The organism is Herbaspirillum sp. FG34 (assembly GCF_057809315.1).
In genome coordinates, this window is sequence record NZ_JBMDJS010000003.1 from 343,060 (window position 1) to 363,933 (window position 20,874).

16 protein-coding genes are annotated in these 20,874 nt (G+C 63.9%); 3 read left to right on the plus strand and 13 right to left on the minus strand.

The window, feature by feature from the left end; genetic code table 11:
* Positions 1–13: 13 nt before the first annotated feature.
* The 4 genes from ACODSZ_RS05710 to ACODSZ_RS05725 form a co-directional block, all read right to left on the minus strand.
* On the minus strand, positions 14–1,300 hold the full coding sequence (locus ACODSZ_RS05710) for an NAD(P)/FAD-dependent oxidoreductase (RefSeq protein WP_175343738.1): 1,287 nt from the start codon (positions 1,298–1,300) through the stop codon (positions 14–16).
* Positions 1,301–1,366: 66 nt separating this feature from the next.
* Positions 1,367–3,037, minus strand: a complete 1,671-nt coding sequence (locus ACODSZ_RS05715) for a phosphoethanolamine transferase (protein ID WP_488927219.1) — start codon at positions 3,035–3,037, stop codon at positions 1,367–1,369.
* A 278-nt stretch (positions 3,038–3,315) separates the two neighbouring features.
* The gene (locus ACODSZ_RS05720) at positions 3,316–4,149 is read right to left on the minus strand and encodes an amidohydrolase family protein (RefSeq protein WP_488927220.1); all 834 of its coding nucleotides are present in this window, start codon (positions 4,147–4,149) and stop codon (positions 3,316–3,318) included.
* Positions 4,146–5,387 carry an MFS transporter gene (locus tag ACODSZ_RS05725; RefSeq protein WP_008333429.1) on the minus strand — a complete coding sequence of 414 codons (1,242 nt, stop codon included), beginning with the start codon at positions 5,385–5,387 and terminating at the stop codon, positions 4,146–4,148. Before ACODSZ_RS05725 ends, ACODSZ_RS05720 begins: the two co-directional genes overlap by 4 nt.
* A gap of 402 nt (positions 5,388–5,789) precedes the next feature.
* Between ACODSZ_RS05725 and ACODSZ_RS05730 the strand changes: the two genes are divergently transcribed.
* Together ACODSZ_RS05730 and yfcF are read left to right on the plus strand one after the other, a co-directional pair.
* Complete coding sequence (locus tag ACODSZ_RS05730; RefSeq protein WP_175343741.1) at positions 5,790–6,524, plus strand: GntR family transcriptional regulator; 735 nt, start codon at positions 5,790–5,792, stop codon at positions 6,522–6,524.
* 355 nt (positions 6,525–6,879) lie between these two features.
* Positions 6,880–7,539 carry a glutathione transferase gene (gene yfcF, locus ACODSZ_RS05735; RefSeq protein ID WP_488927221.1) on the plus strand — a complete coding sequence of 220 codons (660 nt, stop codon included), beginning with the start codon at positions 6,880–6,882 and terminating at the stop codon, positions 7,537–7,539.
* A gap of 90 nt (positions 7,540–7,629) precedes the next feature.
* Here the strand turns inward: yfcF and ACODSZ_RS05740 are convergent, their stop codons facing one another.
* On the minus strand, positions 7,630–8,886 hold the full coding sequence (locus tag ACODSZ_RS05740; protein ID WP_175343743.1) for an MFS transporter: 1,257 nt from the start codon (positions 8,884–8,886) through the stop codon (positions 7,630–7,632).
* Between the two features lie 447 nt (positions 8,887–9,333).
* On the opposite strand from ACODSZ_RS05740, the gene ACODSZ_RS05745 reads away from it, so the two are divergent.
* A complete protein-coding gene (locus tag ACODSZ_RS05745; RefSeq protein ID WP_008333449.1) occupies positions 9,334–10,056 on the plus strand; it encodes a FadR/GntR family transcriptional regulator in 723 nt (240 codons plus the stop codon).
* A gap of 74 nt (positions 10,057–10,130) precedes the next feature.
* Here the strand turns inward: ACODSZ_RS05745 and ACODSZ_RS05750 are convergent, their stop codons facing one another.
* From ACODSZ_RS05750 to ACODSZ_RS05785, 8 genes are all read right to left on the minus strand, one after another.
* Positions 10,131–10,934: a transporter substrate-binding domain-containing protein gene (locus ACODSZ_RS05750; RefSeq protein ID WP_008333450.1), complete on the minus strand. Its 804-nt coding sequence runs from the start codon at positions 10,932–10,934 to the stop codon at positions 10,131–10,133.
* Between the two features lie 51 nt (positions 10,935–10,985).
* Positions 10,986–11,780, minus strand: coding sequence for an amino acid ABC transporter ATP-binding protein (locus ACODSZ_RS05755; RefSeq protein WP_175343744.1), 795 nt, complete (start codon positions 11,778–11,780; stop codon positions 10,986–10,988).
* Positions 11,764–12,417, minus strand: a complete 654-nt coding sequence (locus ACODSZ_RS05760) for an amino acid ABC transporter permease (RefSeq protein ID WP_008333453.1) — start codon at positions 12,415–12,417, stop codon at positions 11,764–11,766. Before ACODSZ_RS05760 ends, ACODSZ_RS05755 begins: the two co-directional genes overlap by 17 nt.
* Entirely contained in the window at positions 12,414–13,247 is an 834-nt protein-coding gene (locus ACODSZ_RS05765) for an amino acid ABC transporter permease (protein WP_175343745.1), read from the minus strand. Before ACODSZ_RS05765 ends, ACODSZ_RS05760 begins: the two co-directional genes overlap by 4 nt.
* Before the next feature lie 232 nt (positions 13,248–13,479).
* On the minus strand, positions 13,480–14,334 hold the full coding sequence (locus tag ACODSZ_RS05770) for an NAD-dependent epimerase/dehydratase family protein (protein ID WP_175343746.1): 855 nt from the start codon (positions 14,332–14,334) through the stop codon (positions 13,480–13,482).
* Positions 14,335–14,686: 352 nt separating this feature from the next.
* Complete coding sequence (locus tag ACODSZ_RS05775; RefSeq protein ID WP_488927222.1) at positions 14,687–16,207, minus strand: efflux transporter outer membrane subunit; 1,521 nt, start codon at positions 16,205–16,207, stop codon at positions 14,687–14,689.
* Entirely contained in the window at positions 16,207–19,362 is a 3,156-nt protein-coding gene (locus ACODSZ_RS05780; RefSeq protein WP_488927223.1) for an efflux RND transporter permease subunit, read from the minus strand. The genes ACODSZ_RS05775 and ACODSZ_RS05780 overlap by 1 nt, the downstream gene beginning before the upstream one ends.
* A gap of 11 nt (positions 19,363–19,373) precedes the next feature.
* On the minus strand, positions 19,374–20,675 hold the full coding sequence (locus ACODSZ_RS05785) for an efflux RND transporter periplasmic adaptor subunit (protein WP_488927224.1): 1,302 nt from the start codon (positions 20,673–20,675) through the stop codon (positions 19,374–19,376).
* Positions 20,676–20,874 lie beyond the last annotated feature (199 nt).

Sequence of the window (20,874 nt, forward strand, 5' to 3'; positions counted from 1 at the left end):
CTGCCCGGGGCGTTCAGAACCGCTGCGGGCTGAACGGCGTCAAATCGATTTCCGGCGCCTGCCCCGCCAGCAATTGTGCGGCGATGCGTCCAGTGCGAGCTGAACAACCCAGTCCGATGTGACCGTGGCCATAGGCGTGGATGATGTCGGCACTGGCGCTGGCCGGGCCGATGCAGGGCATGCCGTCGGGCGTGCTGGGACGGCGACCCAGCCAGTATTTCACGTCCTCCACCGGCAGCGTGCGCGGCAGGCCGGGGAAAAGTTTGAGCGCGATATCGCGCATGATCTCGCCGCGTCGCCAGTCCGGCGCCGCCTCGAAGGAGGCGAACTCGACCTGCCCGGCAATGCGCAAGCCGGTCTCCATCTGGGTCGCAATGACCTTGAATTCGGACACCATCATGGGCGTACGGGCGCGCGCCTGGTGGTCGTGCCCACCGATGACGGCGTGGTAGCCGCGCTCGCTCTCCAGTTGCACCTGATCGCCGGCGGCGGCGGCCAATGCCTTGGAACGCGCACCGGCGCAGATGACGGCGGCATCGCAAGCGAGTTCGCCCTGTTCGGTCAGCACCGCCTTGAGCCGTCCCTGCTCCACGCGAAAACCGGTGGCGCGCCCATCGACACGATGCGCACCGCGCGCCAGTGCATAGGCCTGCAAGGCCTGCAGGTAGGCGGCGGGATGGCGACAGTGACCAGCCTCGTCGACCTGCACTGCAAAGCCGAAGGCCGGGTCCAGGTCCGGTTCACGCGCACGCAGGGCGGCGCCCTCCACTTCCTGCCACTGGATGCCCAGCTCGCGGCGCACACCCCAGCCGAAGGCGTCGTTGTCGAAATGCCGGCGCGAACGATAGACGTGCAGGACGCCGGAAGTATCGATCAGGTGGGCCACGCCGGCGCGCTGCGCTACCTCCAGATGCAGGCTGCGGGCGTCGGCCACCAGGGTGCGCAAGGCGCGCGCCGTGCTGCGGATGCGATCACGCCGCGCACTGGCAAGGTTGCGCACCAGCCATGGAGTGAGGCGCGGCAGGTAACGCCAGCGAATCGACAAGGGCCCCAGCGGATCCATGAGGTAAGCCGGCACCTTCTTCCACATGCCCGGCTCCACCGGGGGGATCACCGAATGCGAGGACAACCAGCCGGCATTGCCGTAGCTGGAGGCTTCTTCACTACCGGCTGCATTGAAATCAAGCAGGGTGACCTGCAAGCCCTGGTCGAGCGCATGGATGGCGCTCATGAGGCCGACGGCACCGCTGCCGATGATCACGGCATGGCGGGGAAAGATGATCTCAGGGGAGCTGGACATGGCGGGATGTGCGACGCAAAGCTGCATGATACGAGAACTGGTCGCAGACGTCAGGCGCGTGCAGGATCACCGCGCCTGGTTGTAGAGCACCGTGCGCGGCAGATAGGGCTGGCCATTGATGCGCCGCTGCTGATGAAAATGGCCACTGCCGAATTGCACGCTGAGGATGTCATGGCGCGCATCGTAATAGCGTGACTGCACGCCCAGCAGGCCCATGACCGTATGCTCCAGCTGGTCGGTCTGGTAGGGACGGTACTCGAGCTGGGCCTTGTCTTCCGGACTCTTGCCGGTGAAGGAGCGGGTCCATACCAGCATCGGGATTTCATAACCGGTGGCGTCGCTCACCGACTGACCGGCGTGATTGCGCGTATGGCCCACCTCCTGCGCATGGTCGGAACTGAAGAGCAGGCTGGCATTGTCCTGCCGCGCCGCGTTCATGGTGAGTCTGAGCATGCTGCCGACCACGTAGTCGTTGTAGGTCATGGCGTTGTCGTATTCATTGCGCAGCTGGCGTATCCAAGCCGAGCGGTCGGCACCTTCCAGTTTCTCCGTCACGCCGTCGCGCACGGTGTCGAAACGCGCGTACTCGCTGGGATAGCGCATGTCATAGGTAGGGTGCGCGCCCAGCAGATGCACCACAATCAGCTTCTTCGGGGCCGGGTCCTGCAAGGCGGTTTCCAGCGCCGGCAAGAGGTTGCCGTCGAAATTGTTTTCACCGCGCCCGGCCCCCTTGTTGATGAATACCTGCTCGTCGGCACGGCGCGAGACCAGGCCCAGCCAGCCGTCATTGGGGGGCTGGTTGGACAGCCAGTGAATGCGGAACCCCGCCTCGCGCGCCAGCATCAGAACATCCGGCTTGCGGTTCCAGGCCTGCGGATCGTTGAGGTCGGCGGGCGTCAACATCTTCATCAGCGAGGCCATGGTGGCCGGTTCCGAGGAGACCACGTCACGAAACACGATGAGCTCCTGGCGCATCGCTTCCAGGGTGGGCGAGGTCGGGCGCTCGTAGCCATACAGGGACATGTTGGTACGGTTGAGGCTCTCGCCGATGATCCACACCACGGTGTTGCGTTCCGGTCCCGTGTAACGTACCTGCCAGTCGGAGCGATGCGCCATGTTGCGCGCCACATCGGCTTCCATGCTGGCGGCCTGGGCCAGTTGGTCGCGATAGTCGAGATAGCGGATGGGCCAGAACAGCAGCGGGTTTTCCTTGGCCATGGTGGGATTGAAATGCAGGGCCACGAACACGGCCAGCAAGGCGCCCACGGCGGCCCGGCCACGCCAGCGCCAGGGTGCGGCGGGCCGGGCCTGCTCGCGGCGTCGCAGCCAGCGCTCGCCCAGCCACAGGCCGCCCCACGCCAGCAGCAGCAGGCCCAGCGCCTCGGCCAGGTCGCCACCGTTATGACGGAAGAATTCGCTGCTCTCGGCGGGGTTGGTGTTGAAGACGGCTTGCAGCACCAGAATGGGATTGGGGCGCAGGCCGAAGTAGTCGCGCAGGAAACCCTTGATGGCCGCATCGAGGAAGAACAGCCCGAGCACGGCCAGGGTAGCGCGCGAGAACCACTGCGGCCGCTCGCGCAGCCAGGGCAATATCAGGAACAGGCCGGCGATGCCCGGCAAGGCGGTCGCCATGAGCACGCCGCTCTTGGCCAGTTCATTGGTGCTGATGCGATCCAGTGCCCAGAAGATGACCAGGCCCACGAGACCCAGGCCAAGTCGGTTGACCAGTTTGTTCAATGCAGTCTTTCCGCCGCCCCACCCGGCAAGATGTTATCCCGAAGAAATATTGTCCATGACACCGCTTCCCTGGCGGCTTGTTCACCCTGGTGCCGACACGCTGTCGGGCCTGCGCGATAGGACAGGCTCGGCGATGATTTGTTTCCGCGCGGCGCGGCAGAGTATCGCATCCCGCAGGAAAAACACCAACCATGCCGGCTCAGATCCGCTGCCGCGTGAGTGCAGCGGTACATCCATCCCCGTCGGGTTCTTTGCTTCCCTGTCCGCGGTGCACAGGCTCAGCCGAAACGGAATAACTGCGCCGCCGTCTCGCCGGTGATGCGCCGGCGGTCTTGTTCATCACTCACCAGGGCCTCGAAGCGTCGCCAGCTGTCGCCGTAGTCGGTCACGCTTTCATGCTGGGTATGCGGCCAGTCGCTGCCCCACAGCAGGTGATCGACCCCGAAGTGCCGGCGCAGCAGCGGCCAGGCCCGGCGCGCGAAACGGGCACCACCCTCGCTGCCGCCGTTGCGATACTGCGCCGACAATTTCACCCACACCTGACGCGAGGCGGCGATGGACAGCAGGTAGCCAAAGCCGGGGTCATCCACGCCCAGCGCCGCATCGACCCGACCGAAGTGATCGACCACCACGTTCAAACCCAGTGCCAGCAAGGGTTCCAGCACCAGCGGCAAATCCGCGGCCTCGCGGTGGATCTCGACCTGCCAGCCCATGGCCGCAATATGCGTGAGCGTGTCGTGCCAGACACCGCGCAAATCCGGCAGCGGCGCACCGCCCACCAGGTTCAGCCGTATGCCGACCACGCCGCCCTGCTGCAGGGCCTGCAACTGCGCCAGGCCGACATCCGCGTCGACCATGGCGATGCCGCGCAGGCGTTGCGGGGCGCGGGCGATGGCTTGCAGCAGATAATCGTTGTCGCTGCCCAGGAAACTCGGTTGCACCAGTACGCCATGACTCATGCCATGTGCATCCAGCCGCGCCAGGTATTCATCGACCGTGACGTCATAGGCCGGCGTGTAACGGCGTACGTCGGCCATCGGCAGGCCGCGCGCAAAGACGTGCGCGTGAGTATCGATGCGCAGCGCGGCTGGGGGCACGGCGGGGAAACTCATGCGCCGGTTTCCATCTGGCGGCCCCGGGTTTCCGGCAGCATCAGCACGGCGATCACGACCAGCGAATAAGCGATGGCGGCATCGATGCCAATGGCCTGGCCCAGCGGCATGGAGTCGCTCATGTGGCCGACCAGGACCGGGAAACCGGCCGAGGCCACGCGTCCGAAGTTGTAGCAGAAGCCCACGCCGGTACCGCGAATGCCACTGGGGTACAGCTCATTGAAGAGCGCCCCCAGGCTGGCCGGGATACCGGCGGCGAAGAAGCCGAGCGGGAAGCCGCATACCAGCATCTGGGTGTTGCTCAGGGGCAGGAAGATGTAGCACAGGACAGTGGCTACGCAGCACAGGGCGAAGCTGGCCACGGTACGACGACGGCCGATGCGATCCAGCAATTGCGCACTGACGATGCAGCCGCACCAGAAGGCGATGATGATGACGGCCAGGTAGCCGCCGGTAGAGAGCACCGACAGGTGCTTCTCGGTCTTGAGGTAGGTCGGCAGCCAGGTCATCAGTGCGTAGTAGCCGCCGTGCGCACCCACGCCCAGCAGGCTGCCGATGAGGGTCAGGCGCAGCACATCGGGGCGGAAGATACCCAGCAGCGTGCTGGCGGCGGGCTTGCCGGCAGCTGCCTTGCGACCGGCCAGGAAGGCATCGGTCTCGGGCACCGAACGCCGCACGTAGACCACCAGCAGCGCGGGCAGCAGGCCGATGATGAACATCGCGCGCCAGGCCATTTCCTGCGGCAGCATGGTGAAGAGCACCGAGAACAGCAGCACTGCACCGCCCCAGCCTACGGCCCAGGCACTCTGCACGGTACCCATGGCACGACCGCGATGTTCGGCGCGGATGGTCTCGGCCATCAGCACCGCACCGGCCGCCCATTCGCCGCCGAAACCGAAGCCCTGCAAGGCTTTGAGCACCAGCAATTGCGGATAACTCTGGGCGAACGCGCTCAGGAAGGTGAACAGGGAGAACCAGATGATGGTGATCTGCAGGGTCTTGACGCGTCCGTAGCGGTCCGACAGAGTGCCGGCGAACCAGCCGCCAATGGCAGAGGCCACCAGGGTGGCTCCGCTGATCATGCCGGCATCGGCCTTGGAGAGCGAAAAGGCTGCAATCAGTGCGGGGATGGCCAGGCTGAACATTTGCACGTCCAGTGCGTCCAGTGCCCAACCACTGAAACAGGCCCAGAAAGTCTTGCGTTCCTTGGCAGTGACCTGCCGATACCATGAAAACATGTCTCGTCCTCTATGCTGAAGGCGCGCGACCTCGGGCTGCCCCGCCCGGCAGCCCATGCTGTGACGGAACGTGGTGCCAGACCGATGGCGGCGCGTAGCGGATTGATTTATCGGATGAATTATTCAGTTACTCAACTACTCATATAGTCATCTATATGAGTTAACGGAAGATAACACAGCCGGGAGGATGCAACAATCCTTCTCGATCAGGGGTGCTGCGACCTCCAGCAATACGTTTTGCAAGCCGTCGGATGTGGACAGATCATCGTCCGTCAGAACGCCCCGGGCAAGCAGCGCGATGCTGTGCCGCTTGGTTTGTCCACCTGCACTTCACCGGCCCGTTGTGAGTGCGCCCGCCCCCGGGTAGACTGAGCACTTTCTCATTGCAAGGCAAGTCTCAGCATGCTCGACCAGAATGGCGCCGATGCGCGCCTGCCGCTCTACCTCCAGTTGCGCGACCAACTCGCGGCGCAGATCCGCGCCCAGAAATGGCAACCAGGCCAGGCCATCCCCTCCGAGGCAGAACTGAGCCAGACCTATCAGGTCGCCATCGGAACGGTACGCCGGGCGGTCGAAACGCTGATGAGCGAAGGTCTGGTGGAACGGACTCATGGACGTGGCACCTTTGTGCGCAAGGCGCGTTTCGACAACTCGCTGTTCCGCTTCTTCCGCTTTGAAGCGGCCGATGGTCGAGCGCTGCAACCGACCAGCGTGATCGTCAGCCGCAAGCTCATCGAAGCGCCGCGCCGGGTATCCGAGGCCCTGCACCTGAAGAGCCATGCGCGGGTGATCGAACTGCTGCGTCTGCGCAAGGTCGACGGCCAACCGGTGCTGGCCGAGAACATCTATCTGTGCGCCCAGCGCTTCAAGGCCCTGGCCGACAAGGCCCCGGAAGACTTCGGTGATCTTCTGTATCCGCTCTACGAGCGCGAATGCGGGCTCATCGTCGCCTCTGCGCGCGAAACCCTGACGGTGGAGACCGTCACGGCTGCGCAGGCGCGGCTGCTGGCCCTGGCGGAGAAGACGCCGGTCGTGGTGATCGAACGCATCGCCTTCGGCTCGGACGGCACTCCCCTGGAATGGCGACAGTCACGCGGGGCGGCAAGCAAGTTCAGGTATAGCGCGGAGATTCGCTGACTCACGCTCAGCTATCGGCGGGCGTTGTATCCTGCGGACCGACCCCGCTGTGGCTTAAGCGCACACGCATGGCAAAAATGCTGCAATCTGGTTTACTATCGTCGCTCGGCCCATCACTTCTCCCACCATGCAGCTGAAGCGATCCCTCATCCAGTCACCCGCTGCCCTTGTGGCCGCTGGCGTTGGCATGCGCGGGCTGAACACCAAAAAACGGCATCTCCGCTGACGGGGATGTCACGTCCCGTCCGGCGGATCGCCTGGCGGGACTGAATCGCAACAGCGCTGCCCTTTCAGACCTCGCCCCGGCGTACTACCGGCGGAACGGCTTTCTTCAACCGTTCTTCACGAGGTACACATGCAATACGATCGTCATCCACAGGCTTTGCAGCTGCACGTCGACGCCCAGTACGCCAGTCCTTACGCCATGTCGGTCTTCGTCGCCCTGCGCGCCAAGGCCCTGCCCTTCACGCTGCATACGGTCGATCTGGATGCCGCCGCCCATCAGGATGCGGCCTATGCCACGCTATCCCTGACCGCGCGCGTGCCGACCCTGGAGCACGGCAGCCTGGCACTGTCCGAGTCATCGGCCATTACGGAATATCTGGCGGATGTCTTCGGCGGCCCGTCGCTCTACCCGGCCGACCCCGTCGCGCGGGCTCGCGCCCGGCAGGTGCAGGCCTGGTTGCGCAGCGACCTGCTGCCCCTGCGCGAAGAGCGCAATACCCAAGTGCTGTTCTACGGTGCACGCAAGCCGCCCTTGTCAGCGCAGGCGCGGGCCGCCGTGCAACGGCTGTTCAGTGTGGCGCACGCCCTGCTGCCGGAAGGTGCTCACTGCCTCTTCGGTGAGTGGTGCATCGCCGATACCGACCTGGCGCTGATGATCAATCGTCTTGCCCTGCACGACGACGCCGTGCCGCCGCGCCTGGCCGACTATGCACGGGCACAATGGCAACGGCCCGCCGTGCAGGAATGGGTGGCAATGCAGCGCCCGCCTCTGTCGACACCCACCACGTAACCATCGCTATGGCTGATCCGCGCTGATCATGAAAAAGGGGCGACGTCGCAAGACGTCGCCCCTTGCAGGACGAACTCCGTGTGAGCACCGTCAGGCAATGGCGTCCGGACGCGGACGGGCAATCGCGAACACCACCGCCGCAGCCAACAGGTCGAAGACTGCCAGCAGGACGAACAGAGGACCGTAACCAATCTGCGTGACCAGGACGCCGAAGAGCAGCGTGAACAGTGTCGCGCCCAGGTAGCCGCTCATGCCGGTCAGGCCGGTGGCCGTGGCGACCTGGTTCTTGGTGAACACATCGGAGGTGATCGAATACAGCGCGCCCGACAGCGTCTGGTGCGCAAAGCCGCCCACGGAGAGCAGGGCCACGGCCACATAGGGACTGTCGACGAAGCCCACGCAGGCCGGCCCGATCATGGCCAGACAGCCCGTGAGCATGACCAGCTTGCGCGAGGTGAACAGCGAGACCTTCAGATGCTTGTGGAAGAAGGGACTCAGGTAGCCGCCCAGAACACATCCGATGTCGGCGGCCAGGAACGGCAACCAGGCGAACATGGCGATTTCCTTGATGTTCATGTGGCGCTCGGTGGCCATGTACAGCGGAATCCACGCGTTGAAGGTCTGCCAGGCCGGTTCCGACAGGAAGCGCGGGATGGCGATCGACCAGAAGTTCTGGCTGCGCACGATCTTGGTCCAGCTTTCGCGGACCACTTTCTCGGGCGATTTCTCCTGGCCATCGAGGATGTAGTCGCGCTCTTGCGGCGAGAGCAGCTTCTGGTCACGCGGGCTCTTGTAGAACAGCATCCACAGGAAGAACCACAGCACGCCCAGTGCCCCCACCACCACGAAAGACATTTTCCAGCCGCCATGCAGGATGGTCCACACCACCAGCGGCGGTGCGCACAGGGCGCCGATGGAGGAGCCGATGTTGAACCAACCGATCGCCACCGAGCGCTCCTTGGCCGGGAACCACTCGGTGGACGCCTTCACGCCGCCCGGAATGCCGGCCGCTTCGGTGATGCCCAGCAGGGCACGGAAGAAGGCCAGCCCCTGCCAGCCCGTGGCCAGTGCCGCCCCGGCGCAAACCAGCGACCAGGCCAGGGCGAAGATGCCGAAGCCGATCTTGGTCCCCACGGCATCGAGTATGTAGCCGGCCACCGGCTGCATCAGCGCATAACAGATCTGCCATGACACCACGATGTACGAGTACTGCTCCGTACTCATGTTCAGCTCTTTCATCATGGTCGGCGCGGCGACCGACAAGGTGTTGCGGGCCAGATAATTGACGATCAGGGCCAGGGTGACCAGCGTCACCATGTACCAGCGGATTCCTCTTACGTACTTCATGGCGTCTCCAAAAGGATAGTTCTTCAACAGGCAGGCATGGCGCGACCTGTGGCCGCCCGGACCCGGCTGTACGCCCGCTCTCGCGGTGGATGGCGCACAGCCGTCAGCCCCGGGCGGCACCGGGCCGCCTGGCGTCAGGCAGGTCGGGAGTCCATGCCTGTCTCCAAAGGAAGGTTTTTTATCTTTTTTGTCATTTATTTATACGATGTCGTATAAGTTATTCTGCGATTAGTCGGACTAATTCTTCATGCAGGTGGACAACTCTAATGATCCGTGGGCAGGAAGTCAACCGAATTCGCTGCAGTTTTCTTCCCGCAAAGCGCTTTCGCAGGCGATTTTGGCAAGACCGCATGAATCATCGTGCAGCGCCCGAGGAGAAGGCTTGCACCCTGGCGTCGACTCCTTCATAGTGTCCGCAGACGAACTCATCGGCAGCAGTCATCGTACATGTCAGCATTCAATCCGCCTTCCCCCGATCCTTCACGTCGCGGCAATCTCAGCCGTTCCGAACATATCTGCAAGCAGATCATCGCGTCCATCCTGCGCGGGGAGCTGGGGGAGAACCGCAAGCTGCCCACCGAAGTGGAGCTGGCGCAGCGCTATGAAGCTTCCCGTACCACGGTGCGGGAAGCGCTCTCGCGGCTGCGCTCGGAGGGCATCGTGGTCTCGCGCCGGGGCTCGGGCAATTACGTGCAGCGGCTGCCGGTGCTGCAAAGCAGTGCCCCGGCGCAGATTGCCAGCATCCATGATGTGGAGCGCTATTACGCCTTTCGCGAATGCGTGGAGGTGGGCGCGGCCGGCATCGCCGCCGCGGCCCGCAAGGAAGAGGATGTCGCCCTGATGCGCCATTGCCTGGAGGCGCTGCGGCGCGCGCAACTGCAGGGCCAGACCGGCGTGGAAGAGGACCTGGCGCTGCACATGGCCATTGCCCGGGCCACCCGCAATCCCTTCTTCATCTCCACCATCGAACATGCGCTGGGTCCGATCCGCCAGTGCATGGAGCTGGCCCAGAACCTGGGCTCACCGCAGGAAGGCGAACGTATCCAGGTCATCGATGACGAGCACCAGGCCATCATCGATGCCATCGCGCTGGGTTCGCCAGAGCAGGCCGAAGCAGCCATGCGCGCGCACATCGGCCATGCCCGCCAGCGCATCTTCGAAGGCGGCTGAAGGCGGCTCAATGCTGCGCATGACGCAACGACGCCGGGCCATGCTGCGCCCGGCGTCGCTGGAACATGCCGGTATTACGCGGGATGCTGCACGTTGGCCGGCAGATCGCGGCCGTGATACTTCTTGTAGATGGCGTTGAGCTTGCCATTGCTCATGTTGGTCTTGACCCAGCCATCGATCCATTGCTTCAGGCGCGGCTGGTTCTTGTTGATGGCGATGCCCAGATCAAAGGCCTTCTGTTCGAACTTCATTTCCAGGTTCTTGCCGGGCGACTTCTTCTGCATCTCCTGCAGATTGGATGGCGTACTGGAGAAGACGTCCACCTGACCCGTCACCATCGACGTGATCAGGGTCGCATCATCCTCATAGCGCATGATCTCCGCGCCCTTGGCGTTCTGGGTGGTCAGGGTATCGTTGGGCGTGGCACGGGTGACGCCGATGCGCTTGCCGTTCAGATCCGCATAATCCTTGATGGCCATGTTCCTGGGGGCCCCGATGATGAGGCTGATGACCGCATAGGGAATGGAGAAATCGATGACCTTCAGCCGTTCCGGCGTAATCGACAGCGAACCCACCACGATATCGGCGCGATTGGCCTGCAAGGTCGGTACGCGCGCCGCATTGGCCACCGGGATCAGGTCGAGCTGCACCCCCAGGTCCTGGGCCAGCAGCCGCGCGGCCTCGACGTCGGAACCGGCCGGCTGCAGCTTCTCGTCGCTGTAGCCGAACAACGGTGTGCTGGAGGTCGTGGCGATGCGGATCTTGCCGGCCTTCCTGATATCGTCCAGCTGGTCGGCCAGCGCCGCGTGGGCGCTCAGGCCCAGGATCAGGGCCGCAAGGGCGGTGCGCGCGAGGGTGCGCAATTTTGCGTTTTTCATTACTTGTCTCCGTTATTTTATGAACAGGTCGTACAGGGAACAGCGTTTGCGCTACAGGTCGGCGGCCAGAAAAGCCTGTAATTCGGGGGTGTGCGGGTGGTCCAGCATGTCGCCGGGACCGACTTCCCAGACCCGCCCCTGGTGCATGTAGATGATGCGATCAGCCACGCGCTTGGCGAAGTTCATCTCGTGGGTCACCAGCAACATGGTCATGCCATTGGCGGCCAGATCTTCCATCACGCGCAGCACTTCACCGGTCAGTTGCGGATCCAGGGCCGAGGTCACTTCATCGAACAGCATCACCTTGGGCGACATCGCCAGCGACCGCGCGATGGCCACGCGCTGCTGCTGGCCGCCTGAAAGCTGTTCCGGATACGCGCCGGCCTTCTCATCGAGCCCGACCTGCGCCAGCGCGGCCAGGGCCACGCGGCGCGCTTCGGCCTTGTCCTGCTGCTTGACGTGGCGCAGGGCCAGCATGACGTTCTCCAGCACGTTCAGATGCGGGAACAGGTTGTAGCTCTGGAAGACGATGCCCACTTCGCGCCGCAGCTTGTGCAGGTCGACCTGCGGATCATCGACGCGGATGCCCGCCACCTCGATGCTGCCGGAATCGATGGTCTCCAGGCGGTCGATGCAGCGCAGCGCGGTGGACTTGCCGGAGCCGGAGGCACCGATGATGGCAATCATCTCGCCGCGCGCCACCTCGAAGGACACGCCCTTCAAGACCTGATTGTCACCAAAGCTCTTGTAGACCTGGTCCAGCCGGACGATGACGGGCTGCGGCTCCTGCGCCGATGCAACGGGCCGCAGATGCGGCACGGATTCGGATTTAGCGATGGCTGACATTGAGCTTTCTCTCCATGGATGCGCTCCACCGCGACAAGGGATAGCAGAGCAGGAAATAGAAGGTGCCCACCAGCAGGAACACCAGGAAGGGTTGGAAGATGGAGTTGTTGATGATCTGCCCGGCCCGCGTCAGTTCGACGAATCCGATGACGGAGGCCAGCGAGGTCATCTTGATCAGTTGCACCAGAAAGCCGATGGTGGGCGGCAGTGACAATCGCGTGGCCTGCGGGATGATGACCAGGCGCAGCGTCTGCCAGCGGGTCAGCGACAGACATTCGGAGGCCTCCCACTGCGGACGCGGCATGGCCTCCACGCAGCCGCGCCAGATGTCGCCCAGGTAGGCGCTGGTATAGATCATCATCGCCAGCCCGGCCGCCACCAGCGCCGGCAGCACCAGCCCATACACCGACAGACCGAAATAGACGATGAAGAGCAGGATCAGCAAGGGGATGCCCTGTATGCACTCGATGAAGAGGATGGCGGGCCGCCGCAACCAGGCGCGCGGCGAGATGCGCGCCAGCATCACCAGGAACCCGCCGAGACCGCCCAGCACGAAAGCCAGCGCAGAGAGCACCAGCGTCCAGCCGATGGACTGCACCATGAAGAAGAAGTAGGTCCAGCTGAAGTTGCCCATCATGATGTGCTCCCTTCGATGCGCAGCGAGGCGCTCGTATTGACCGCCACCGGTCGCGATACGCCATGCACATAAGGCACATGGGCCAGGGGTGCCATCCCCGCAGGATCCGTCGCAGGCAGTCGCGACACCGGACTGCGCCGGCCCAGCGCAGCAGCACGGCGCAAGGTGCGGCGGCGCTTGAAGATAGTTTCACCAATGGAATAAGCCACCAGCTTGACCAGTACCGCCAGCACCAGGTACAGGGCGGCGACCACGATATAGGTCTCCAGCGAACGGAAGGTATCGGACTGCACGGTATTGGCAATGGCGGTCAACTCTTCGGCGGAGATCTGCGAGGCCATCGCCGAGGCCTGCATCATCAGCAGAAACTGGCTGGTCAGCGCCGGATAGACGCGCTCGATGGCCGGTTGCAGCATCACGTGCCAGCGGATGCGCCAGACCGACAGGCCCAGGCACTGGGCGGCCTCGATCTGCCCGCGCGGCACCGAATCGATACCGGCGCGGATGATCTCGGCGGCATAGGCGGCGATGTTGATGATCATCGCCAGCACCGCCGCCGCGAAGGTCGGCATGCGGATACCCAGACTGGCCAGACCGAAATACAGCAGGAAGATCTGCACCAGGAAGGGCGTATTGCGCACCACCTCGATATAGGCACTACAGGTGCGGGCCAACAGGCGATTGGGACTGTTCTTGGCGAAGGCAACGAAGATGCCGATGGCGACGCCGACGATGATCGCCAGCGTGGTCATCTTCAGCGTCAGCCAGGCGCCGTGCAGGAACACGGGCCAGTAGGGCGCCAGCGGAGTGAAGTCGAGAGAGAAGTTCATGGGCTGCCGGGTCCATCAAGGTTTCAGGAAACCGGACATCGGTGCGGCGCGGGCGCGATCCTGCTGCGTGCGAGCGGCCCGGTGTTCCGGGTGCTGCCTTGCTGCGATTCAGGTCAAGCGGTTGCGTGCGGTGCTGCCATGCCGCGCGACAGGAGAGGTCCTGCCGCGGCGGAGTACGACGAAATGCGAGGTGACTGCTCGGGTGAAACGAAAACGCTGTGGGAAATTTGAGTTAGTCCGCCAATGGATCAAAGGGTCCCGCCGCCGTGAAGGCGCCGCCTTGCAGGGTCGCGACGGGATCATCCGCAGCCGGTTGCGGTTGCGCTTCCACCTTGGCGCGGAAGATCTCCGAACTGTCCTTGGGCGCATAGCCCAGGTGCGCGGCATGACGGTTGTCCCACCAGGTCTTGGCGTTGGCCGACATGCCGTAGACGATGGTGTGACCCACACCCGCAATGAACAGCGCGCGCCGCAGCAGTTGCTCGAAGTCGTCCATGCTCATCCAGCTGGCCAGCATGCGGCGATTGGTCGCTTCCGGGAAGATCGAGCCGATGCGGATGCTCACCGTTTCCACGCCATAGCGGTCGAAATAGAACTGCGCCATGTCTTCGCCATAGGACTTGGACAAGCCGTAGTAGCCATCGGGACGCTTGAGATCATGCGCATCGATGCGCTCATCCTGACGATAAAAACCGGTGACGTGATTGGAGCTGGCGAAGATGACGCGCTTGACGCCATGACGGCGCGCGGCTTCGTAGATGTGGAAGACACCCTTGATGTTGGCTTCCAGGATCTCCTCGAAAGGACGCTCCACCGAGACGCCACCCAGATGGATGATGGCCTCACAGCCGGCCACCATGGCATCGACCGCCGCACGGTCGGCCAGGTCGCAACCCAGCACCTCTTCATGCGCCCCTGCCGGCGTCACGCCCTGCATGGCCGCAGCCAGATCGGCTACCCGCACACGCTCGGCGAAAGACGCCAGGCGCGGCCGCAATTGCCGTCCCACGCCACCGGCGGCGCCGGTCAGCAAGAGGCGGGAAAATCGGGCGCTCTGCCACGCATCGCGTTCAGTCTCTGCGCTCATGCGGGCGGTCTCCTGATGGTTGCTCATCGTTGTAGTTGTCGGTCGGGTGCTGTATTCAAGGGCCGTGATGCACGCACACCCGGTACCGGGCGTGTGGCCGACTCATCTTGTACGTCGTCGTATCACTTGGCGGATTATTCCCGGCGAGCTTCGGCTTGTCAACCGTATTTGGGGGCAGGTGGACGGCAGAAGCGGGGGTGTTGACGCAGCCAGGGCCAACTTGGATCACCCGCCATTTCCCCCGGATTTACCTTCAAAATTTACCCATCTTCTGCCATCTTTCCGACCTGCCGCAGCCGCGCAGGACTGCACCACAGCGCCTGGAGCAGATCGCGATGTCCGCGTCCTGCGCCTAAGAGCGGTCCGGTGATGACGATGCGGTGCCCTGCGGGCGGGCAGTTGGCCGGGCAGTGTCTTCGTTCCAGCCACCGCCCAGCACCTTGTAGAGCGTGATGCGATTGCTCTGCTCGGTCAGCCGCAGGGAGATCAGCGTCTGCTGTGCCGAGTACAGCGTGCGCTGCGCCACCAGGGTGGTGAGATAGCTGTCGATACCGTTCTTGTAGCGCGCCTCGGACAGACGGAAAGCCTTCTCGCTGGCCGCCGTGGCCTTGCCCTGTGCATCCAGTCGCTGATCCAGCGTGGCGCGCACGGCCAGGGCATCGGCCACTTCGCGGAAGGCAGTCTGGATGGTCTTCTCATAACTGGCCACGTCGATGTCACGTGTGATCTTGGCCGAGTCCAGGCTGGCACGCAGGCTGCCGGCATTGAAGATGGGCAGGTTGATCGACGGTACGAAACTCCAGCTGCCACTGCCCGCCTTGAACAAGCCGCCCAGGGTACGACTGGCGGTTCCGCCGTCGGCGGTCAGCGAGATGCTGGGGAAGAAGGCCGCACGCGCCGCACCGATGTCGGCATTGGCGGACTTGAGAGTGTGTTCGGCCGCCAGCACGTCGGGCCGTCGCAACAGCACCTGCGAAGGCAGGTCCGCCGGTGTGGCCGGCAACACGCTGGCCGTCTCGGGCAACGCCGTGGGCAACAGCGCCGCATCGACATCAGCGCCCACCAGCAGGCGCAGGGCATTGATGTCCTGTGCGACCTGGCTGGTGTAGCTGGCCACATCCGCACGCGCCGCTTGCACCGTGGCCTCCTGGCTGGCCAGATCGACGCCGGAGACGGTGCCGATGTCATGGCTGCGCTGGCTCAGTGCATAGGTACGTGACTGGCTGGCATAGGTGTCCTGAGCCAGTGTCAAGAGCTCGCGGTCCGAGGCCAGCGTGAGCCAGGCCGTGGCCACTTCGGCCACCAGACTGATGTGGGTGCTGCGACGGGTCTCCACCTGATACTGATAGGTTTCCAGGGCAGCATCCGACAGATTCTTGAGACGACCGAAGAAATCCAGTTCATAGGCGCTCACGCCCACCGTCACGCTCTGCTGTCTTGATACCGTGGCGCGGCCACTGGTGGACAACTCCGCCGGCGTGCGACTGGCGCTGCTGGTTCCGGTGACTGAAATGGCCGGATAGCGGTCGGCATCGGTGATGCGATATTGCGCCCGGGCCTTCTCGATATTGAGCGCGGCCACGCGCAGGTCGCGGTTGTTCTCCAGCGCGGCCGCGATCACCTGCTGCAGGCGCGGATCGAGGAAGAACTCACGCCAGCCGAGCTGGTCGGCATCGATTGCATCAGCGGCCTTGGCAGCACGGGTGCCGACGGGCTTGCCATCGACCGGCCGGGCCCAGCTGGCCGGCACCGGTGCCGACGGCCGGGCGTAGTCGGGCGCGAGATTGGCGCAACCCGCCAGCGCTGTCGTGAGCGCCAGCACCATGGCCGTACGGGTCCACAGGATCGAGCTCTGTTGTATGGGCTGGGTCATCACACGCCCTCCTTTTGTATGGCGTGATCGTCATCCTTGGGCGGCTTGTTGGCCGCGCGGCGGTCCAGCCAGGTGCCGATCAGGTAGTAGAACAAGGGCACGAAGAAGATGCCCAGCAGAGTCGCGGAGAGCATGCCGCCCAGCACGCCGGTGCCGATGGCGCGGCGGCTGGCCGATCCGGCGCCACTGGCCACGGCCAGAGGCAGCACGCCGAACATGAAGGCCAGTGAAGTCATCAGGATCGGACGCAGGCGCAGCTGCACCGCCTCCAGGGTGGCCTCCCGCAGGCTCTTGCCGGACTCATGCAGTTGCTTGGCAAATTCCACGATCAGGATTGCGTTCTTGGCCGACAGGCCCACGGTGGTCAACAGCCCCACCTGGAAATACACGTCATTGGACATCCCGAACATGCCCGTGAGCAGCACGGTCCCGACGATACCCAGCGGCACCGCAAGAATCACCGCGAAGGGCACCGACCAGCTCTCGTACAAAGCGGCCAGGCACAGGAACACGAAGAGGATGGAAATCGCATACAACATCGGTGCCTGGTTGCCCGAGAGCCGCTCCTGGTAGGACGAACCGGTCCACTCGAAGCCGATGCCCGCCGGCAGTTGCGCCACCAGCTTCTCCACTTCGGCCATGGCGCTGCCCGAGCTCACGCCGGCTGCCGGTTCACCCACGATCTCGAAGGAAGACACGCCGTTGTAGCGCTCCAGCAGGGAAGGACCGTAAGTCCACTTGCTGCTCATGAAGGCCGAGAACGGCACCATCTGGCTGGCCGAATTGCGCACATACCAGCGGTTCAGGTCTTCGGCCTGCATGCGGAAGGCGGCATCGCCCTGCACATAGACCTTCTTGACGCGGCCATTGCTGAGGAAGTCATTGACGTAGGTACCGCCCATGGCCGTGGCGAGGGTCGAGTTGATGTCGGAGGTCGAAATCGACAAGGCATCGGCCTTGCGGTCATCGATGGCCACGCGCAACTGGGGCGTATCATCCAGGCCGGTGGTACGCACGTTGGCCAGCAGCGCATTGCTGCGCGCCAGTTGCAGGAACTGGTCGCGCGCCTTGAGCAAGGCATCGTGGCCGACGCCACCGACATCCTTCAATTCCAGATCGAAGCCCGAACTCTGGCCCAGGCCGCGCACCGCCGGCGGGTTCATCAGGAACACGCGGGCACCGCGAATCTTGGAGAGGTCGGCATTGGCCCGGCGTACCAGCTCGGCGGCCGACTGCCCGGCACCGGTACGCTGGTCCCAAGCCTTGAGGCGGATGAAGGCGCGTGCCCCGTTCTGGCTGTTGCCACCCACGCCCGCACCGACGATGGCCAGCACCGAATCAACGGATTCGGGCTTGTTCATGAAGTATTGCTGCACCGTCTTGACCACGGTAGCGGTCTGTTCGGCCGTGGCGCCGGTAGGCAACTGGATCTGCGCCATCAGCACGCCCTGGTCTTCTTCCGGCAGGAAGGAGGTGGGCAGGCGCATGAACAGCACCGCCATCGCCACGGCGATCAGGGCATACATCAACAGGCCGCGTTTGCCGCGCTTGAGCAGGCCGCCCACACCACCTTGATAGCGCGTGGCACTGCGGTCAAAGGTACGATTGAACCAGGTAAAGAATTTACCCTGCTGCACATGACCGCCTGCATGCGGCTTGAGCAAGGTGGCGCACAGGGCCGGTGTGAGCGTGAGCGCCACCATCACCGACAAGGCCATGGCCGAGACGATGGTGATGGAGAACTGGCGATAGATCACCCCGGTCGATCCACCGAAGAAGGCCATCGGGATGAACACGGCCGAGAGCACCATGGCGATACCGACCAGCGCACCGGTGATTTCCCGCATGGACTTGCGCGTGGCTTCCTTGGGACTGAGCTTCTCCTCGCTCATCAGGCGCTCGACGTTTTCCACTACCACGATGGCGTCGTCCACCAGCAAGCCGATGGCCAGCACCATCCCGAACATGGTCAGCGTATTGATCGAATAACCGAACATGGCCAGGATGCCGAAGGTCCCCAGCAGCACCACCGGCACCGTGATGGCCGGAATGAAGGTGGCGCGGATGTTCTGCAGGAACAGGTACATGATCAGCACCACCAGCACGATGGCTTCGATCAGGGTCTTGACCACTTCTTCCAGCGACACGCGCACGAAGGGCGTGGTGTCATAGGCGATGTTGCTCTTGAGTTTCATCGAGGCCGGGAAGTACGGCTCCAGCTCGGCCATCTTCTTCTTGACCGCGTCCGCCGTGGCCAGCGCGTTGGCGCCGGTGGCCAGCTGGATCGCCAGCGCCGAGGACGGCTTGCCGTTCTGCTGCGAAGCAACCTGGTAGCTCTCGCCGCCCAGCTCCACCCGCGCGACATCAGCAAGCTTCACCACCGAACCATCGGAAGAGGACTTGACGATGATGTTGCGGAATTCATCCGGCGTGGTCAGCTTGCTGCGCGCCGTGATGGTGGCGTTGATCTGCTGGCCCGGTTGCGCCGGCAGCGCACCGATCTCGCCGGCCGATACCTCGGTGTTCTGCGCTTCCAGCGCGCTGGTGATGTCGGAGGGCATCAGCGCATATTTCTGCAACTTGGCCGGATCGATCCAGATGCGCATCGCATAGTTGGTGCCGAAGGCGGTCACGTCGCCCACGCCCTCCACGCGGCTGATCTGGTCGGTCAGCGTACTGCTGATGAAGTCACCGATGTCGATGCTGGTGATGCGCGGATCATCCGAGGTCAGCGACAGCACCATGAGGATGTCGGTCGAGGCCTTGGTCACCGTCACGCCATTGTTCTGCACCGCCTGCGGCAGGCGCGCCGTGACCTGCTGCAGCTTGTTCTGCACCTGCATCTGCGCCACGTCGGGATTGGTACCGGCGGTAAAGGTCAGCGAGACGGTGGCGCTACCGGCCGAGCTGGAGCTGGCCGACATGTATTGCAGGTTGTCCAGCCCCTTCATCTGCTGCTCGATGACCTGGGTCACCGAATCTTCCAGGGTCTTGGCCGAGGCACCGGTATAGGTGGCCTTGATGTTGACCTTCGGCGGGGCAATGTCGGGATACTGCTCCAGCGACAGCGAGCGGATAGCCATCATGCCCCCCAGCATGATGATGATGGCGATGACCCACGCAAAGATGGGCCGGTCGATAAAGAAACGTGCCATGTGTGCCTCGCTTACTTCGACCGGGTGCCGGTGGCGGCAGTGGCCGGGGCAGCAGTCGCACCGGCTGCCCGGTCGGCGTCCCCGCCCAGCGACGGATCGGCAGCGGCAGCGGCGGCTTCACGGGCCAGATCCTTCTGCAGACTGTCGGTGATGTCGATGGCACGTGGCGTATCACCGGTACGCACCTTCTGCAATCCGTCAACGATGAGCTTGTCGCCCTCCTTGAGACCCTTGCTGATCCACCAGTTGTTGCCCACCGCACGCGCCACGGTCACCAGGCGCTGCTGTACCTTGCCGTCGGCACCCAGCACCAGCGCGGTCGCAGCACCGGTCTGGTCGCGACTGACCGCCTTCTGCGGCACCAGCAGTGCGTGTTCATCCACACCTTCTTCCAGCACGGCACGCACGTAAGCACCCGGCAGCAGCACGCCGTCCGGATTGGGGACCACCGCGCGCAAGGTGATCATGCCGGTGCCTGTATCGACCGAGAGGCCGGTGAATTCGAGCTTGCCGGTGCGCTCATAGGTGGTGCCGTCTTCCAGCAGGATCTTGACCTGGGCGGCATTGTCACCGCTCTTCCTGATCTGACCGCTGGCCAGTTCGCGCCGCAGGCGCAGCAGATCCACGGTGGATTGCGTCACATCGACATAGATCGGGTCTATCTGCTGCACCGTCGTCAGTGCCGTGGTCTGGCTGGCCGTCACCAGAGCACCGGGAGTGACGCTGGATTGCTCGATGCGGCCGGAGATGGGCGAGAGGATTCTGGTGTATTGCAGGTTGATGGCGGCGGTCTGCACGGCGGCCTTCTGCACTTCCACATCGGCCTGGTTCTGGCGCAGGGTGCTCTGGGCGTCGTCGTTGTCCTGCTTGGAGACGGCATCGATCTTGTTCAGTTCGGCATAACGATCGGCCTTCAGCTTCGATGAGGCCAGCGTTGCCTGCGCCTTGAGCAGGGAAGCCTTGGCGCTGTCATAGGCAGCCTGATAGCTGGCCGGATCGATCTGGTAGAGCGGCTGGCCGGCCTTGACCTTGCTGCCTTCCTTGAACAGGCGTTTCTGGATGATGCCGCCGACCTGCGGACGGATGTCGGCCGTCAGGTAGGCCGTGGTACGGCCCGGCAACTCGGTGGTCAGTGCCTGGCGCTGGGCCTTGACGACCACGTAGCCGACTTCGGACTGGGCGGCGGGCTTGGGCTGGTCGCCGGAGCGCGAGCAGGCGCCGAGGACGGCCACCAGCATCAGAGACAGCGCCAGACGGGCTGCGGTGGAAGAGCGGCGCCCCTGGCGGCGCGGGAGTGTTGCAGTGTCGTGCATGATCGGGAGGCTTTCTGCCCGTCCGCGGTCCGCCATGGGCGCGGGTTCCGGGCGCAATGAGCTATCGGACCTGCGATTGTGGACAACAAATGTGAGGGAAAAATGAGCAGGCGCGGCGGTATGTCCGTCCTGCAACAGGACGGGGTGCAGCGGCAACTTGTGCGCCACCGGACGCCGGGTTCTTGATAAGCTCTGGCCT

Excerpts from the sequence above, each read along its gene's own strand:
- ACODSZ_RS05760 (WP_008333453.1), bottom strand. The coding sequence starts at position 12,417 with ATGATGGGCAACTTCAGCTGGACCTACTTCTTCTTCATGGTGCAGTCC.
- ACODSZ_RS05730 (WP_175343741.1), top strand. The coding sequence starts at position 5,790 with ATGCTCGACCAGAATGGCGCCGATGCGCGCCTGCCGCTCTACCTCCAG.
- yfcF (WP_488927221.1), top strand. The coding sequence starts at position 6,880 with ATGCAATACGATCGTCATCCACAGGCTTTGCAGCTGCACGTCGACGCC.
- ACODSZ_RS05775 (WP_488927222.1), bottom strand. The coding sequence starts at position 16,207 with ATGACCCAGCCCATACAACAGAGCTCGATCCTGTGGACCCGTACGGCC.
- ACODSZ_RS05765 (WP_175343745.1), bottom strand. The coding sequence starts at position 13,247 with ATGAACTTCTCTCTCGACTTCACTCCGCTGGCGCCCTACTGGCCCGTG.
- ACODSZ_RS05785 (WP_488927224.1), bottom strand. The coding sequence starts at position 20,675 with ATGCACGACACTGCAACACTCCCGCGCCGCCAGGGGCGCCGCTCTTCC.
- ACODSZ_RS05780 (WP_488927223.1), bottom strand. The coding sequence starts at position 19,362 with ATGGCACGTTTCTTTATCGACCGGCCCATCTTTGCGTGGGTCATCGCC.
- ACODSZ_RS05725 (WP_008333429.1), bottom strand. The coding sequence starts at position 5,387 with ATGTTTTCATGGTATCGGCAGGTCACTGCCAAGGAACGCAAGACTTTC.
- ACODSZ_RS05755 (WP_175343744.1), bottom strand. The coding sequence starts at position 11,780 with ATGTCAGCCATCGCTAAATCCGAATCCGTGCCGCATCTGCGGCCCGTT.
- ACODSZ_RS05745 (WP_008333449.1), top strand. The coding sequence starts at position 9,334 with ATGTCAGCATTCAATCCGCCTTCCCCCGATCCTTCACGTCGCGGCAAT.
- ACODSZ_RS05740 (WP_175343743.1), bottom strand. The coding sequence starts at position 8,886 with ATGAAGTACGTAAGAGGAATCCGCTGGTACATGGTGACGCTGGTCACC.
- ACODSZ_RS05710 (WP_175343738.1), bottom strand. The coding sequence starts at position 1,300 with ATGTCCAGCTCCCCTGAGATCATCTTTCCCCGCCATGCCGTGATCATC.
- ACODSZ_RS05770 (WP_175343746.1), bottom strand. The coding sequence starts at position 14,334 with ATGAGCGCAGAGACTGAACGCGATGCGTGGCAGAGCGCCCGATTTTCC.
- ACODSZ_RS05750 (WP_008333450.1), bottom strand. The coding sequence starts at position 10,934 with ATGAAAAACGCAAAATTGCGCACCCTCGCGCGCACCGCCCTTGCGGCC.
- ACODSZ_RS05720 (WP_488927220.1), bottom strand. The coding sequence starts at position 4,149 with ATGAGTTTCCCCGCCGTGCCCCCAGCCGCGCTGCGCATCGATACTCAC.